The organism is Solibacillus merdavium (genome assembly GCF_014836935.1).
In the GTDB taxonomy this organism is placed as follows: Bacteria; Bacillota; Bacilli; order Bacillales_A; family Planococcaceae; genus Solibacillus; species Solibacillus ferritrahens.
On record NZ_JACSPW010000003.1, the window covers coordinates 65,589 to 82,331 of the forward strand.

The 16,743-nt window shown below is 35.8% G+C and carries 15 protein-coding genes; 12 read left to right on the forward strand and 3 right to left on the reverse strand.

The genetic code is table 11. The annotated features are described in order from the left end of the window. Nucleotides 1–26: 26 nt before the first annotated feature. Nucleotides 27–2,207, reverse strand: a complete 2,181-nt coding sequence (locus tag H9632_RS04865; RefSeq protein WP_191702992.1) for a DNA topoisomerase III — start codon at nt 2,205–2,207, stop codon at nt 27–29. A 433-nt stretch (nt 2,208–2,640) separates the two neighbouring features. On the opposite strand from H9632_RS04865, the gene H9632_RS04870 reads away from it, so the two are divergent. From H9632_RS04870 to H9632_RS04895, 6 genes are all read left to right on the forward strand, one after another. After that, nucleotides 2,641–4,002 carry an aspartate kinase gene (locus H9632_RS04870; RefSeq protein WP_191702993.1) on the forward strand — a complete coding sequence of 454 codons (1,362 nt, stop codon included), beginning with the start codon at nt 2,641–2,643 and terminating at the stop codon, nt 4,000–4,002. 782 nt (nt 4,003–4,784) lie between these two features. After that, nucleotides 4,785–6,563, forward strand: coding sequence for a glycerophosphodiester phosphodiesterase (locus H9632_RS04875; protein WP_191702994.1), 1,779 nt, complete (start codon nt 4,785–4,787; stop codon nt 6,561–6,563). A 10-nt stretch (nt 6,564–6,573) separates the two neighbouring features. Then, nucleotides 6,574–7,104, forward strand: coding sequence for a tubby C-terminal domain-like protein (locus tag H9632_RS04880; protein WP_191702995.1), 531 nt, complete (start codon nt 6,574–6,576; stop codon nt 7,102–7,104). 12 nt (nt 7,105–7,116) lie between these two features. Further along, a complete protein-coding gene (locus tag H9632_RS04885; RefSeq protein WP_191702996.1) occupies nt 7,117–7,374 on the forward strand; it encodes a thymidylate synthase in 258 nt (85 codons plus the stop codon). Nucleotides 7,375–7,444: 70 nt separating this feature from the next. Then, nucleotides 7,445–7,699, forward strand: coding sequence for a hypothetical protein (locus tag H9632_RS04890; protein WP_318247670.1), 255 nt, complete (start codon nt 7,445–7,447; stop codon nt 7,697–7,699). A gap of 703 nt (nt 7,700–8,402) precedes the next feature. Further along, nucleotides 8,403–9,974, forward strand: coding sequence for a Na/Pi cotransporter family protein (locus tag H9632_RS04895; protein WP_191702998.1), 1,572 nt, complete (start codon nt 8,403–8,405; stop codon nt 9,972–9,974). Between the two features lie 39 nt (nt 9,975–10,013). On the opposite strand, the gene H9632_RS04900 is transcribed toward H9632_RS04895, so the two are convergent. Further along, a complete protein-coding gene (locus tag H9632_RS04900) occupies nt 10,014–10,205 on the reverse strand; it encodes a hypothetical protein (RefSeq protein ID WP_191702999.1) in 192 nt (63 codons plus the stop codon). Nucleotides 10,206–10,365: 160 nt separating this feature from the next. On the opposite strand from H9632_RS04900, the gene H9632_RS04905 reads away from it, so the two are divergent. Beyond that, nucleotides 10,366–12,585: a YcdB/YcdC domain-containing protein gene (locus H9632_RS04905; protein ID WP_191703000.1), complete on the forward strand. Its 2,220-nt coding sequence runs from the start codon at nt 10,366–10,368 to the stop codon at nt 12,583–12,585. A gap of 214 nt (nt 12,586–12,799) precedes the next feature. After that, the gene (locus tag H9632_RS04910) at nt 12,800–13,249 is read left to right on the forward strand and encodes a homoserine dehydrogenase (RefSeq protein ID WP_191703001.1); all 450 of its coding nucleotides are present in this window, start codon (nt 12,800–12,802) and stop codon (nt 13,247–13,249) included. 116 nt (nt 13,250–13,365) lie between these two features. Here H9632_RS04910 and H9632_RS04915 read toward each other — a convergent pair whose 3' ends face one another. Next, nucleotides 13,366–14,754: an MATE family efflux transporter gene (locus H9632_RS04915; RefSeq protein ID WP_191703002.1), complete on the reverse strand. Its 1,389-nt coding sequence runs from the start codon at nt 14,752–14,754 to the stop codon at nt 13,366–13,368. Nucleotides 14,755–15,181: 427 nt separating this feature from the next. Here H9632_RS04915 and H9632_RS04920 point away from each other — a divergent pair, with 427 nt between their 5' ends. From H9632_RS04920 to H9632_RS04930, 4 genes are all read left to right on the forward strand, one after another. After that, nucleotides 15,182–15,754, forward strand: a complete 573-nt coding sequence (locus H9632_RS04920) for a 3D domain-containing protein (protein ID WP_191703003.1) — start codon at nt 15,182–15,184, stop codon at nt 15,752–15,754. Nucleotides 15,755–15,952: 198 nt separating this feature from the next. Continuing rightward, complete coding sequence (locus tag H9632_RS18950; RefSeq protein ID WP_263618313.1) at nt 15,953–16,081, forward strand: hypothetical protein; 129 nt, start codon at nt 15,953–15,955, stop codon at nt 16,079–16,081. A gap of 12 nt (nt 16,082–16,093) precedes the next feature. After that, nucleotides 16,094–16,426, forward strand: a complete 333-nt coding sequence (locus H9632_RS04925) for a redox protein (protein ID WP_191703004.1) — start codon at nt 16,094–16,096, stop codon at nt 16,424–16,426. A 52-nt stretch (nt 16,427–16,478) separates the two neighbouring features. Next, nucleotides 16,479–16,688 carry a hypothetical protein gene (locus H9632_RS04930; protein WP_191703005.1) on the forward strand — a complete coding sequence of 70 codons (210 nt, stop codon included), beginning with the start codon at nt 16,479–16,481 and terminating at the stop codon, nt 16,686–16,688. Nucleotides 16,689–16,743: the final 55 nt, after the last annotated feature.

Here is a 16,743-nt window from a genome sequence, read left to right on the forward strand (position 1 = left end):
GTAAAATTAATAATATTTCTGTTTTGTTATTTATCAAATTTAAAGGTCACCTTTTGTACATCATTGTCCCATGTGAGCTGTGCATCAAAAGTTTTTGAGCCTTTCTTAAAGCCTTTAATTAACGCTGTTTCACCAGTAGCCAATAGCTTTTTTATGTTAGGCTGTGTAATTGTTTTCCTTAAAATTTTCTTTGAAACTGAAAATTTACAGTTAGCGGTTTTATAATTTGAGCAACCATAAAAAGTTCCATGGTCAATAATTGAACCGTCACACAGCATACATTTTCCCACTACTGTTTTTACTTTATTGTATTTTTTATTGTATGGATTATTGGCAGTGATTTTCTCTACTTCGCTTTGGTTAAAATCCCATTCCTTTTCTCGTTCATTCGCATCGAAAATCAGTTTGTATGAAAGTTTTTTAACTTGTTCTATAAAAGCATTCGGGGAAGCGGTGCCTTCACCGATTTCAGACAGCCTTTGCTCCCATTTGGCAGTCATGGAAGGAGAGGTCAAAATGCTTTCACCGAGTGCCTCAATTAATAGCATTCCCTTAGTTGTAGCAAATACTTGGTTTTTCTTGATTTCGATATAGTTCCGATCTTTTAGCGTTCCGATAATGCCAGCACGTGTTGCCTCAGTGCCTAATCCTTCAGTTTTGGATAGTACCTTTTCTAATTCAGTATCTTCCAGATGTTTTCCCGCTGTTTTCATTAATGTAATTAGGTTACCTTCAGAATACCTATTCGGCGGCTGTGTTTCGCTCTTTCTTTCCTTTGCTTTAGTAACGATGCCGTGCTCATTTTCATGAAGTAGGGGAAGCAATTCATCTTTGTCTGCAGGTGAATTGGCATTCGTATGATAAATTACTTTACGCCATCCTTCTTCAATTTGTACTTTGCCTTTCGAAATGAATTCAGCCCGCTTTTCTACGAGGGAATGAATCGTTGTATAAGAATAAATCGCATTATTGTAGTGTGCTGCGATAACTTGTCTCACAACGAGATCATATATTTTTTCTTCCTCCGTGCTGAGTTTAGATAAATTTGGAAGCTGCTCCGTAATAATGATGGCATGGTGATCCGTCACTTTTTGGGCATTTACAAATCTTTTATTGGTCAAAATAGACTTTGTAGGTGGCGGTAGGAGATTTTTATATTTATCAATTTTACTCAAATTCTCCATTATATTCGGCAATGTTTTTGCTTCCTCGTTAGTTAAAAATTGTGAATCGGACCGTGGATAAGAAATTAAGCCCTTTAAATAAAGCTTTTGCAAAATATCGAGTGTGTGTTGGGGCGAAATTTTGAACGCTTTATTGGCTGTAGCCTGCAGTGTAGAAAGGTTAAATAACAATGGGGGAGCGAATTCCTTTGTTTCTTCTTTAATACTTGTAATTTCTACACGTTTATTCACACAAAAATTTGCGATTGCAATAGCTTGCCGTTCCTCCATTACTCTTGAATTATTATCTTTATGCCATTTAGCCTTTAGTATTTTTCCTTCAAAATTAAATTCCGCTTCTACTTCCCAAAAGGGCTCAGCCTTAAAATTGGCGATTTCGTGCTCTCTTTTAACAATCAAAGCAAGAGTAGGTGTCTGCACTCTGCCAATTGAAAAAACATCCTTTACACCTTTCTGTTTGAGCAGGACAGTATATAGACGGGATGTGTTGATGCCTATTAACCAGTCTGCGCATGAACGACTTAATGCTTCGAAATAGATATTTCTCGTTTTTTCTTCCGGTAATAAGTTCGCAAAGCCATTTTTTACAGCATTTTCGGTTAAGGATGATATCCATAATCGTTTCATTGGTTTATTCGCTCTGCATAATTTCAGGATGGTGCGGATGATTAATTCACCTTCTCGACCAGCATCCCCGCCAATGACGATTTCCTGAATATCCGCTCTATTTACTAAAGCTTTAATTATATTGAATTGTTTATATTTTGATTTTGTCACTTTATATTCAAAACGATCTGGAATAATCGGTAATGTTCCCAACGTCCATTTTTTCCAGGATGGATTATATTCTTCAGGGGCTTTTAATTCACATAGATGTCCTATCGCCCATGTAATCAGTGCACCATTTGGAAAGTAAGTGTTCGGTTTTACCTCAAAATAGCCGGCTTTTTTGGTAGATGAAAAGGGAGCAGCCAATTTTGCTGCCTGGTCTGGTTTTTCTGCAATAATTAAAAATTGCCCCATTCTAATACCTCCTCAGTGATATAGGCTGAACCTTCAATAATATCACTTGTTGCTGCTGTAGCAGTATAAATTATCATCTGTAATAATATCACAATCTGTCTATTTTAAGTCCTATATAATTCCTAGCTTACCAACTTTAATTTTTGCACTTTGAACATTCATACTAGAGTGCAAGAGAAGGTATAGTAAGAATAACGCTAAATTTACGTTTTTAGCAGTAAAAATGACACTAAATAAACGAATATCATCAATTTTTTACAAAAATCTCATATTATATATTGACAAAACAAAGAAATATCCGTATTTTGACTAAATAGATTAATGAATTTACTGAATAGTCTTGACTGGAATGGAATAAATTTGTACACTGTGTAAAGTCAAATGTTTTTTCGGTGAGTACAAACATCAATTTTTAAAGTAAGGATCTGATGAGATGATAGTATGTAAATTTGGCGGCACATCTGTCGCAAGTGCAGAACAAATCAAAAAAGTAGCAAACATTGTGAAATCTAATCCTGAAAGAAAGATTGTCGCGGTTTCTGCGCCTGGTAAGCGTTCAAGCGATGATATTAAGGTGACGGATTTATTAATAGACTTAGCCAACACCGTAATGATGAAAGGTAATGTGGAAGAGAAAATTAGAGCTGTTGTTAATCGTTATCGTGATATAGCTGATGAACTTGGTTTAGACAATCTAATTTCCGATATTATTGAACAAGATATACGTGGCCGTGTCGCGGAAGATTATACAAATAAAGAAATATTTCTTGATAATATAAAGGCAAGCGGTGAAGATAATAATGCAAAGCTAATTGCCTGCTATTTTAATGCTATTGGCATGGCGGCGAAATATGTAAGTCCAAAAGACAGATTAATTTTAAATGATATACCGGAGCGCACTTATGCATTGCCAGAAGCGTATGAAAATTTAAGTGTTCTAAAAGATACAGAAGAAATTATTGTTTTTCCAGGTTTTTTTGGCTATACAAAAGAAGGTATTTTACGTACTTTTGATCGTGGTGGGTCTGATATTACAGGCTCTATTTTAGCGTCTGCTGTTGGGGCGGATCTTTACGAAAACTTTACTGATGTTGATTGTGTATTTGCTGCTAATCCAAAGGTTGTCAATGATCCTGTAGATATTAAGGAAATCTCATATCGAGAAATGCGTGAATTATCATATGCAGGTTTCTCTGTATTCCATGACGAAGCATTAATGCCGGTGTATAAACAAGGTATTCCAGTCAATATTAAAAATACAAATAATCCAACTGCACCAGGAACACGCATTTTACCAACACGAACACAATCGAATCGTCCTGTTACAGGAATTTCTGCAGACAGTGGCTTTTCAATATTATATGTATCAAAATATTTAATGAATCGTGAAGTAGGGTTTGGTCGCAAGCTTCTTCAAATTATAGAGGAAGAGAATATATCATATGAGCATACACCATCCGGTTTAGATGATATTTCAGTTATTATGCGCTCAAGTCAACTTACTCCGGAAATTGAAAAACGCATTATGCATCGTGTGAAAAATGAATTGTGCGCAGATGATGTACAATTTAGTCATAACTTTTCAATGATTGTCATTGTCGGAGAAGGAATGCGCCATAACACGGGCTTGGCAGCGCGTGCAGCTGCAGCCATTTCTGGAACAGGTGCAAATATAGAAATGATTAATCAAGGTTCATCAGAAGTGAGTTTAGTATTTGGTGTTCGTTCGGAATTTGAAAATCAAATTTTAAAAGGACTTTACGAGGAATTCTTTGCAGCGATTCCTACAGCTTGAAAGTATATTAAATAGTCGAATCCTTAACGGGTTCGGCTTTTTTTTTTATAGGTTTTCGGGTATTTTTGTATAAAGTGTAAGAAATTGGTCCATCACCATAAGTTAGGGATGACCAAATTGTGATTTTCTTAAAGGCGTTCTGCTGCGTAACGCGAGAAATGCATGGAAGCAAGTGTTTTTGAAGCTCGCGTCCGTTGTACTACGTTCCGGGGCTGGCTTTCCGGGCAGCGTGGCTCCAAAGCTCTTGTAGATTGAATTGCGTAACGAGATAAATAGAGGAATGAATTTCCGTTATTTTTAAAATAACATAAAAAATAGTGAAAATAACGGAAGGGATTTCCGTTATTGACCTAAAAAACATGAAATTTAAGGATTTTATTTAAAATAACGGTAAAATGTTCCCTTATTTATCCTAAAATGAGCTGCATCATTCAAATAACGGTAAAAGCTCCCCTTATTTTAGGAGGGCACTGAAAAACTTATTTTTTGATGACGAATTAGTTTAATAGGCAGTGATGAATACACGTAACCTGGCTTTAGCGCTGTCTTGCAGTAGCTCACCAATCATTTGAAAATCTTCCGCATGTTATAGTGATGAGCCAATAATTTGGAGGAACTAGCGGTTATACCTCTTGTTGTTCACTAAAACATTACTTCAGGCAAATGTATTGAAAGAATAACGTTTAATCAGTATTAGGAAAAGGGAATGAAAACTTTAGGAATAAATTTTGTTATCTTAATATAACGATAAAATAAATAATTTTACAGTCGGAGGAAGTCTTTTGGATAGAGTAAAACGAGTCATTCAATTAATTTGTAGAAATTTATATTATTACCGGGTGGATTACATACGGAATTTTGCGATTTTGCGTATTGTTCAGGCGTTTATCGTATTGCCGTTCATTTCACTAATGATTGCCATTATTATGGATATTACCGGGGTGCAGACAATAACGGAAGATAGTATTCCGTACTTAATAACACACCCATTTGCACTATTTGGAATAGCTTTTATTTTATTAATTGGTATACTTTTCATATATTATGAACTTGGTTTTTTAATGTTGCTTGCCTATCATCAGCAACGGTCCATTCCGTATACGTGGAAAGGGCTTTTAAAGCGCCTAAGCAAAAAAGTCGTATATTTTATTAGCCTACAAACATTACTAATAGTTGTTTATATCGCTTTATTAATACCACTTATATCGGCGATTTTACCGATCTCACTATTACAAAATCTACATATACCAAGTTTTATAGTCGATGAATTATTAAATTCTACAGAAGGCACTATATTATATATTGTTATGTTACTAGTTTTAGGTTTTATCGGACTGCGGTTTATCTTTACTTGGCCATTCTTTACGGTACATCAGGAGCTTTCAATCTTTGAAGCATTAAAAATGAGTTGGAAATTTTCGAAACGAAAGCTAATTGAAACAATCGGTATGATAGGGCTAATGGTAATAATACATTTAACCCTTTTATTAATCACTTTAATTGTTATCTTCATTCCATTGTTTATTATTGAAATGGTTAAGCCAAGCTGGGGGTTAGTAGCGGCAAGTTTTACGTTGACACTTGCACAGGGTGCAATCCTGCTTTTCTTCTCTATTTTACAGATTATTTTTTCACAGCTACTCGTCATGGTGGCCTTCCAGCATACACACCATAAGCCACTAATTATTCAGGAAGAATCGTTTAAACAAACGATTAAACAATGGACTTTTATAATCGCGGTTTATACATTCTTCCTTGTAAGTGCTATTAATTTAGTTAATTTGGAAAAGACTATTTATACACCGGATACAGAAGTTGTAGCGCATCGGGGCTTTATGGATGAGGGTGTTGAAAATACAGTAAGTGCAATAGTAGCAGCCAAAGAAGCTGGTGCGGATATCGTTGAAATTGATATTCAACAAGCAAAGGATGGGGAGTTTGTTGTTTTTCATGATAAAACCCTTTCTAAATTATCTAATGAGAACACAAAAATATATGACTTAAGATCGGATGAGTTAACAGAAACAACAGTTCTAGCAAATGGTCATTCTGATAAAATTGCTTCTTTCGAACAAGTACTTGAAATAAGCCGAGCATTAAATATAAAATTACTTATTGAGATAAAAACACATGGATTTGAAACTGATAATTTTCTACATCGTTTCATAGCGCAGCTTGATCAGTATGACGCACTTGATTATCATTATGTCCAGTCACCGGATTTACCTGTGATGCAACTTTTGGAGGAGATGGAACCACGTATTCATACAGGCTATGTATATTCGATTGCATATGGCAAGTTACCAGAGTCCGATGCCGACTTTATTTCTGTCGAACAGTCCTTTGCAACAGATAATATTCAGCAGCAAGTAAAGGAAAGGGATAAAGAGCTTTTTGTATGGACGATAAATGATAAGCGTGATATGCAACAGTTCTATGAGCAAAATGTAGACGGAATCATTACCGATCGTCCGGATGAAGCACTCTCAATACGTCAGGAATTCGATGAAGAAAAGCACTTTATACGACGTATTCTAAATAAAATTAAGATTATTTACTAAGGGGAAAGTTATGCAAATTTTTACGTATGAAGTAGATGGCGATATAAAATCCACTGAACAAAAGCCTATTTACAATGAATCCGGAGAACAACTATTACTTGTTCAACGAGTTTATGATAACGGCCTGAAAAAACTGTTGGATGGTTATTTTGATCATCGCTATTTTTTAAAGTATGCCGTACACAACAATAACGGGCAGGCATTATTTGAAGTAAAGAAAATCTTTCGTCGCGGGAAGGTATGGTTTGAAGGTAAAGACTTACTTTCAGATGAAAAGTATATTATCAATTATGAAAACTGGCGCATTGGTATACCAGAATTATTTATTTCAAGTAAAAATTTTAAAATGAAAATCGATAAAGAAATGGAAGATTGGTCAAACTTTATCGTCAATGAAACTGTCGTGGCTAGATGGGTTGCAGTTTATAATGAAGAAAAAGATCAATTCAACATGACGTTTGAGCTTTCAGAAGAGGCGCCTATTCAAAATATCGCGTTTTATATCGCAATAGCGCAAGCGACATTGTTTATCGGTGTATAGGAGAGTAGAAAGATGAATGTAGTGTTTGTATTAACAGAGACGGCTGAAGAAGTGCTACAAATGGTCAGCAATGATATTGCAGGTTTACTTGCTGCAGTTAAGGGAGATAATGTATCATTCCCATTTGGCACATATCAGTATGACAGCCATACGCTCGACCATTATTTACTGGAAGATGGCACTTACCAGCAGGAGCTTGTCATTTATTTAAAACCTGAGCAAAAAAAGAATGAAACGATCTTGCCGAAACCTCTTGATTTAAACATTTAAAAATAATAAAGGAAATGGGAATCATCTGTCGAATGTATTTTTTAGTACATTGTGGCAGGTGATTTTTTTGGTGCAGTTAAATTTATTTGAAGTTGAGCAGGAGCAGTATAAGTTGAAATTTCGGCTTATGGATTACGTAAAGATAAAACTGATTGATGAACATATTGATAGTGAGACATACCATTATCGAAAGTACTATGAGCCGCATATAATAAATAAAGTTGGCGAAATAACAAATATTCAAATTAGCGAAAACGGCACAATAACATATGAGGTAACGATCTACGGGAAAAAATATTATTTACTTGAGCAGGAACTTTATTGAAATTTATGAAACCTTCACTTTCATATAAATGTAGCCATCTAAATTGTAGGATAATTACCATAATATAGGGGATATATTCTAATGAAATTTCACTTGATTGATTGGTGGGCTACGGCAAGACAGCGCTAAAGCCACGTGATACGTGTCTTTATCACTGCCTTTATTGCCGTTTGCGAGGCCCACCAATCCCAAAATTTTTTCCGCGTTATGAAGTGAAGTAAAAACACCCAATCAAGCCGCTTGCGCTATCGCGAGGCGGCAGAGAGCGGAAATGCTATGTTTTACAATCTTCATTTTTGCAGAAATTCACTTTATGCCAAAGCAGAGTGACGTGGAGCGAAGGGTGAGCCGCTAAAATACTTGCTTCAAGGAAAAGAGTTGTGCGAAGTGTAGGGGCGGACTCCTTGGCGATTAAGCGTGCGCGGAAAATCCACTTTTGATGCCGTCAGAGGCATCAAAAGTTAGTTGAAGCCACGCCGCCCGGAAAGCCAGCCCCGGAACGTAGTACAACGGACGCGAGCTTCAAAAACACTTGCTTCAACGCGTTTTCCCCGTAGCGCAGTAGAACGCACTTCATTAGTTTTTTCAATTTTGTCATTCCCAACTTACGGTTTTGAACCAAATTGCAAAATAATTCTTAATCTTTCGAGGGTTAAGTGTTACGATTATTGTTTAATGATGACTTCAATTTGGTGGTGATATAATGCTCACGATTTTTGGCGGAATCGGTCTTTTTTTACTTGGAATGACAATGCTAACAAACGGACTAAAGGAAATCGCAGGAGATGCTTTAAAGAGATGGCTCAATACTTTTACGAAGGGCCGTATTAGTGCAGTTGTGTCCGGTGCAGTCATGACAATGCTCATCCAATCCTCGACAGCTACAACATTATTGACGATTGGATTTGTAAGTGCCGGGCTGCTGACGTTTATTCAATCAATTGGTGTCATAATAGGGGCGAATATAGGAAGTACGAGTACCGGTTGGCTTATTTCGCTTATCGGTTTTAAAATTAGTTTGCAAACGATGGCATTACCAATTATCGGTATTGGTGTATTTATGTCATTAATTGCACCTCAGGATGTAAAGCGGTTCGGTAATGTTGTTGCTGGTTTTGGACTACTTTTTTTAGGGATTGATACACTGCAGCAAGGGATGGGGTCTGCGCAAGATTTAATCGCCTTTGACTCGATTCCAGCAGATTCGTTTATTTCCATTTTCCTGCTTATCATAATTGGTATTGTCATGACCGTAATTATGCAAGCATCAAGCGCTGCGATGGCGGCTACATTAACAGCCCTATTTGCAGGTGCCATTGACTTTGAGCAGGCAGCATATTTAGTCATTGGGCAAAACATCGGAACAACAGCTACTGCCTTATTCGCAGCAATAGGAGCTTCCGTTTCTGCAAAGCGTACAGCCATTACACATTTATTGTTTAATGTTATTACTGCTTTGGTTGTAACGATTATATTCTCTTATTTTGTTCAATTTACGAAATGGCTGACGATCCTTATTTCAGGTGAATTTGACCAAACGTTAGGTATAGCCGTTTTCCATACGTTATTCAGTTTATTGGGCGCACTGATCTTTATTCCGCTTATTCAGCCGTTTGCCAATTTATTAATAAAGCTGGTACCTGAGCGTGAAAATGTATTAACACAGGATTTAGATGATAGTTTAACAGAAATGCCATCTGTTGCAATAGAAGTATCGTTTAAAACGATGCGTGACATCATGGTAGAACTAACAACTGCACAGCAACTTTTAATGGATTCCAAAAAGGTGACTATGGAATATGAAAAAAAAATATTAAAAGTTGAAGAAGCTATAGAAATTACCCGAAAGTTTCTCGATAGCATTTTCGTTACCTCAAAACGCGAACATCAAAAGCTAATATCGATTTTACATACACTAGATCATCTACACCGTTTAATAAAAGTTTTACGTGAAAAACAAAATGTTGAGGCATTTTATTTACAAGGAAAATTGATGTTAGATTGGCAGGAAATGCTGTCCATTATTAATAAGAGGTTAAACGAAGACGAAAAGCTGATGGATATTTCGATCATTTTAGAGGAAACTTCCCAGAAAGTAGCTCAAGAACGCCGTGAAAAACGCATCCAATATTTTGAACGCTCGGTAGCAAATGAAACTCAATTGGATTTGGCCGTGTCAAAGGTTGATGCTTTACTATGGATTGACCGTTTGATTTATCACTACTGGCGTGCAACCGCACGTATGGCAGAATTTCAATCGATGAATGACGAATAAAAAAATCCCGAGACCATGTTTATTGGTACTCGGGATTTTTCACTTTATTTTTCTCTCTAGTTTCATGCCGACAATTCGCACTACAATACCTATTAAAATAAATACCCAGCCTATTCCTATAAATACATAATTTAAAGTTTGTGTGGAATTGGGAATTACATCAAATAGACCTAAACATACGACAATAATGCCGGAAAAGGATATTAACAATCCAGCTGTAACAATACTCACGTAATTCACCTCTGAAAAATTCTAACATGACTTATTACGGAATACAATGGCATAGATAGTGAGATAGGATAAAAGGGGTATTTTATAATTTATTCAATTTATTGAAACTATTCCCATAATTTGAGCGTATAATATAAAGAAGAAAAAGGAGGAGTTTTAAATGAAAAAATGGACAACCGCTTTAAGTATGTCAATTGTATCACTAGGATTACTTGCTAGCCCGGGCATTACAGATGCTTCTGTCGGAACACAAGAAGACCGCGTGCCAATATATGTGGCCGTGACTGATGAACAGGTAACGAAAGACAAGCTTATTCAAATTTTGAAAACGAAATTGCCGGAGATGTTTAGTACATACTCTAACAATGATTTCCAAATGTCATCGATGAGCTATCATTATGCAGACGATTTAACAATCCGCTATGAGCTAATGTTCAATAAAAAGGTAAATAAACAAACAGAAAGTGGAAATGTGACTTTCAAAGGGGACAACCTTGAAATTGAACATCTTTACTTTAGTCCTGCAAATCTAAAGGATGCGTTATTTCCTGGGAAAATAACAGAAGATCAAGCACGTAAAATAGCAGAGGATTTCGTTGGAAAAGTTGCTACTTCGAGCAATTACAGTTTAGCGAATAATGCGCCTAGCTATTACAGCAGCAGATTAATTACAGAGCCAATTACGTATTCATTTTCTTTTACTCCAAATGAAAATGATATTCCAATTCCGGACCAATCTATTATGATAAGTGTTTTAGGTGACGGCAAAATTCAATCTTTCTATCAAAATTCATTACCAGATCGTATGTCATTTGAAGAATCAAATAATATTGTTTCTAAAGAAACTGCTATTGACAAAATGAAGGAACAATTAGGTTTAACACTTCAATATACTGTTGATTATTTACCATATTCATCAAAGCCATCTGTGAAATTGGTTTATTTACCAACTCCGAATGTCATTGGGCTGCATGCAACTTCGAATCAGTGGGCGACGTACTCGGGTAAGGTGGATTCATTAAAGGGTAATACGACAATGCAGCCACTTGCACCTAGCCAATTAAAAGCTCCTGCACCGATTACGATTGAAGAGGCGAAAGAGATTGCCAAACAATTAGTAGATAAAGAGGCAAGCACTACTAAATTCACAATCGACCATGCATATGAATATGAAATGAATGATCAGGCAGTAATTAGTGTTTCGTATTCATATCGCTATAGAAACGGGTCACATGGTTCATCGATAGAGTTTAATAAAAATACGGGTGAATTAGTTTCATACTCTGATTTTTATGCTCCGATTCCATTCGATGAAGAAGAAGCACCGAAGAATACGACACCGAAATTGAGTAAGGACAAAGTATTGGAACTAGCTGAAAAATATGTGAAGGAACTTGCTCCAACTTCCGTTCATGAATATGCAAAGGCAAATACAGATCCTTCATATGATAAAGATTCACAAGTACATTATGTAAGTTTCCCACGCATTAAAAATGGCTTGATCGTAAATGGAGATAACTTATCTGTAACGATTGATGACGAAGGGAAACTAAAATCATTCTACAGTTACCCATTAAATATTGAAGAATGGCCAAGTGCTGAAGCATCAATTACAAATGATGAAGCGAAAAAAATATTCACGGAAGCATTGGATGTCAAGCTAGTGTATAACCGACTGCAAAATGAAGACGGGAAATATGAGCTTGTCTATGTTCCGACAGTAAAAGGGCAAGATTACTATCAGATCGATGCAAACAGCGGACAAATTATTAATCTGTTTGAACAATTGGAAAAAGAAAAGGTTAGCCATCCGACAGCCGAAAGAGAATTAAATTATTTAATTCAAGCAGGTGCAATTGAGGTGAAGGATGCGAAAACATTTAATGCTGATGTTGCAATCACACAAGGTCAAGCATTAAATATGATTACTAAATCAATCAGTTATTTCTATGAAGACTATTACGCTTATCGCCAGGAGCAGCCTCCTGTATCATTTGAACAAATTGATGCTGAGCATCCATACTATAAAGTAGTGGAAAATGCGACTCGTTTAGGTATTTTAAATCCTAACGAAGATGAACTGAACATTGATCAAAAGGTAACAAATGAGCAATTAGCCGTATGGTTTATCCGTACACTAGGACTTGAACAGGCAGCTAAGCATCAAGAAATATATCAATTGTCGATAAAAGATGTTGCCGAAGTAGATCCAGATAAAATAGGATATGTAGCACTTTCTAATGCCCTAGGATTACAAAAGTCGGAACAATCGATGTTCTTGCCGAAAAAAGAAGTCACGTATGCCGAATTATCGAAATCAATTATCCAGCTTGCCTATGAAATAGCTGAAAAAAGAAACAGCGGTATGTATTATTATTAAATAATCTTTCTTCCCGTGAAGTTTAAACACTTCACGGGATTTTTTGAATTATATAGGAATGTATGTTCTATTTTATGCAATCGATAGTGTTTAAGGATACGTTTTTGTGATAATATAATAAAAAGCGCTTATTCTGAAAAAAATCGCGATAATTTTTTAGAAACGTTGTAATATAGTTAAAGTAAAGAATTAAAAGTGGAAGTTGGGAAAAAACATGCAAAAAAACAAATATCGAGTTCATAGCAATACATTACTTGAAATTGCTCAAAGCCGTGCATTTACAGAGAAGGACAATATCGACGAACGATTTGATGAAGAGGGAAAAATCAAACTAGTAAGCGACCGCGTTGGAGCGGATTTAACGTTGTCCATTATTAAAACAGAAGACGGAATAGCCTATTCAGTAAAATGGGATGACTCGGAAGAAGTATTCAAAGGCTGGAATATGGCTTGGGAAGAATTTGTATGGTGCCTAGGAGTTGTCAATAAACCGATCGAAGAAGCTGCAAAAAAAGCAGCAGAAGAAGCGAAACGTCGTGCAGCAGAAGAAGCAGCTGAAAAAGAAGCGGCAGAACAACTAGAAGAGCAAGAAGGACAAGTAGAGCAAGAAGATAAAACAGTTGAAGAAACAACTGAAGAAACAACAGAAGAAACAACAAAATAGACTAAAGCTGGGGCATAACTAGATCCAGTTCACGTAAAAAGAGAAATTGCACTTCAACGGTGCAATTTCTCTTTTTATGTTTCATTAAAAATTTGTGGTGAGGTGTTATCCTCGTATTAAGTTTGAACTGCTTCGGGTTTTGAAATGGGTTGAGGCACATCGTATTGTTGCTCCACTATGGCATAACGTTCCCATTTTCGACTGCGCCAACGGAAAATCATTACAACGGCACGAATCCACTCATCACAGGCAATCGCAAGCCATACACCGACAAGTCCTAAATCCAGTACGAATACAAAGAAATAGCCTAGCGATAAACCAATCACGATCATGGAAATAAATCCTACTCGAACTGGAAAAGAAGCATCACCTGAAGCACGTAAAGAGTTAATAATAGTAATATTTATTGAGCGTCCCGTTTCCAATAAGACACTTAATAGTAAGACACTCGCCCCAATACGGACAATTTCTTCATTATCTGTAAAGATACGCATGAGAGGTTCTCTAAAAACTGTGATAATTGCTACCATTGCCAAAGTAAAAATTAGCGCAGATTTGACACTAAACCAAACATTTTTATAGGCAAGATCTTTTTCACCTGCTCCTACAGAACGTCCAACGATAATGGCCGTTCCCATACCAATCGCTAATGCAAAAAGATATGTGAACATAGAAATATTGACGGCATATTGACGCGCAGACAACGCCTCTGCACCTAAAAAAGTCACAAAAAAGAGAAGGACTATTTGGTTCGTTTGATAAAGAACCTGCTCAAGGGCTGATGGAATACCGATTTTTAATATTTTCGAAATATAGTTCTTGGACAGACGATAGTAGTCAGCCAGTTCAATGCGGACTTCCAATGCCTGATATAAAAGCCAGAAAAATACGATTGCTGCTAATACACGACTGATAACTGAAGAAATAGCCGCACCTTCTACACCAAGCCCTGGTATACCAAATTTACCGAAAATCAAAATATAGTTTAAAATTACGTGCACTACATTCATTCCAAGAGAGACATACATCGTTTGCTTTGTCCAGCCTTGAACACGAATGACGGACGACATGGAAGTAATTAATGCTTGAACAAATATAAAGCCCCCAACAATTACTAAATAGTTTTGTGCAGCTTCCAATACTGCACCTTGTAAATTCATCATTTTCATAATTGCATCTGAAAATAATAAAAACAATCCACTTATTATAAACCCAACAATTAAATTAAGTGATACAGATAAAGCGGCAATTTTCGATGCCTCTGCTAGTAAGCGGGAGCCTAAATATTGAGAAACGACAATGGAAGCACCCGTACCGATTACACCTAATAAAAGGATGGCAATTTGAATATATTGATTAGCTGTTCCTACTCCGGCTACTGCATCATCAGATACGGCACTTAACATGAACGTATCTGCCAAACCCATGAGCATAAATAGAAACAACTCTAAAAATAATGGCCAAGTTAACTTGAATAAACTTAATTCTTTTGTATTATGAGACAAAAACTTCACTCTTTCATTTAGATTATCAAAACAAAAAATATCTTAGCACAAAAGAATTAGGTAAGGTAGTTAGAATAGCTAGATTAATATAGTGATATTGGTAAATTTTTATGTTTTTTTAAATAGTAAAGGAAAATTATAGAAGAACTATGGTGTTTCGAGATTGAAAATATTAAATCGAGCAAATATGGACGGGATTAAATTGTGTCTATTTTTTTACAAAAAAATAAAAATTACAGTTGGATATTAAAAAATTGATTTTTTCAGTTATTCGTAATAATTAGTCGACAAAAATCGACTCCTTGTCATCGAATTGTAATGTCTGTGGTGCTGGGGTGTCATCTAACTGAAACAATACACGGTTATGCTAGTAAAGTTGATTCAAAAAGATTATTCACGACAATCATCTGGAGGGAAAAATTCAAGTATGATCAAAAAAGTATTAGCATTATTTGCGGTTATGGTCGCAAGTACATTTATTTTTGTTGGAACGTCACAGGCTGCTACACATACAATTAAAAAAGGCGAGAATTTAACAGTACTTGCTAAGAAATATGATACATCGGTGAAGGAGCTCATGAAGCTTAACGATTTAAAGACAACTAAAATTCAAATAAAGCAAGTCATTAAACTACCTAGCCATATTCAAAATAAAGCTGCTGTAAAAAAGAACACTAAAAAATCAGCAACAGATCCATCGAATGTTAAAAAGACGATTAAGATGACAGCTACTGCTTACACAGCAAACTGTAAGGGCTGTTCAGGTATAACTAAAACAGGATTGAATTTACGTAAAAATCCGAGCTTAAAGGTCATTGCCGTAGATCCAAAAATCATTCCACTCGGTTCTAAAGTTTGGGTGGAAGGTTATGGAATTGCTGTTGCCGGTGATATTGGCGGGGCAATTAAAGGAAATAAAATCGATCTCTTTATGAATAAGAAAGCTACAGCAAACCAATGGGGTCGTAAACAAGTCACAGTAAAAGTTTTAAAATCATAAATTGAAACCTATTGCGAAAATACCGCAATAGGTTTTTTTTGAACTATAATAAAAAGTATGTTTTTATTGAAAGGAATGGGCAATGAATGTTTTATTATGAAACGACTTGCCGGTATTGCCGCAATCCATATAAATTAGTGGAAGGTAGTAAAAAATACCAGCAATTTAAAAAGAATCGCCAAATGAAGGTTTCCTGCGATGATTGTGAACGACGTATTGAAGCAGATTCAAGAAAGTATTTATTTAACCGGGATTAATTTGGAAACAAAAGATGAGGAATCAAATTACGGGCGAGTGGTCGATGGCCGTATTGAAAAGGTGATGTAAGGAGTTGTTCAAATGGAGGCTAAGAAGGTTGAGGTTAATTGCAGCAGTTGTCATGAACCGCTAACTATTGATTTTGCGACTGATAATTTTTCTTCCGAAATTCAAATATTTAATGGCAAGAAACAACAGAAGCGAACATATTTAAAAGAGTGTCCACATTGCGAGACAATTAATTATGTAATGAGTGATAAAAAAGAGGAATGGGGGAAACGTAAAGGACCGAATATTAAATTATTCTTATTTTCCGGGATATTCAGCTGTTTCGGAATTGTTGTGTTAGTCTTACTCTTTATGTATTTTGCCTTTAAAGGTTTTGGTTTTGTCTTCGATTGGTTATTTAGTTAAAGGCAAAATGATACTTTCATGCTATAATAAAGAGCTTGTGGAGGTGTAAATAATGTCAAAAAAATGGACAATCCATTCAATTCGTGAATACGTAGAAAAGAATACAGATACAAAATTATTATCAACAGAATTCCAAGGATTTTCACAAAAACTAGATTTTCAATGCGCTTGCGGGAATACATTCCAAAAGCCTTGGAAAAAGTTCAAAGAAAACAAACAGCAAAAATGCGAAGTATGCCAGCCACCAAAAGAATCTCGATAATAAAATAAAACAATGTAAAAAATGCCGTCTATAATAAAAATTATAGGCGGCTTTA

Coding starts and splice junctions, on each gene's coding strand:
- H9632_RS04895 (WP_191702998.1), top strand. CDS start 8,403: ATGCTCACGATTTTTGGCGGAATCGGTCTTTTTTTACTTGGAATGACA.
- H9632_RS04925 (WP_191703004.1), top strand. CDS start 16,094: ATGGAGGCTAAGAAGGTTGAGGTTAATTGCAGCAGTTGTCATGAACCG.
- H9632_RS04885 (WP_191702996.1), top strand. CDS start 7,117: ATGAATGTAGTGTTTGTATTAACAGAGACGGCTGAAGAAGTGCTACAA.
- H9632_RS04905 (WP_191703000.1), top strand. CDS start 10,366: ATGAAAAAATGGACAACCGCTTTAAGTATGTCAATTGTATCACTAGGA.
- H9632_RS04920 (WP_191703003.1), top strand. CDS start 15,182: ATGATCAAAAAAGTATTAGCATTATTTGCGGTTATGGTCGCAAGTACA.
- H9632_RS04910 (WP_191703001.1), top strand. CDS start 12,800: ATGCAAAAAAACAAATATCGAGTTCATAGCAATACATTACTTGAAATT.
- H9632_RS18950 (WP_263618313.1), top strand. CDS start 15,953: ATGATTGTGAACGACGTATTGAAGCAGATTCAAGAAAGTATTTATTTA.
- H9632_RS04880 (WP_191702995.1), top strand. CDS start 6,574: ATGCAAATTTTTACGTATGAAGTAGATGGCGATATAAAATCCACTGAA.
- H9632_RS04930 (WP_191703005.1), top strand. CDS start 16,479: ATGTCAAAAAAATGGACAATCCATTCAATTCGTGAATACGTAGAAAAG.
- H9632_RS04870 (WP_191702993.1), top strand. CDS start 2,641: ATGATAGTATGTAAATTTGGCGGCACATCTGTCGCAAGTGCAGAACAA.
- H9632_RS04865 (WP_191702992.1), bottom strand. CDS start 2,207: ATGGGGCAATTTTTAATTATTGCAGAAAAACCAGACCAGGCAGCAAAA.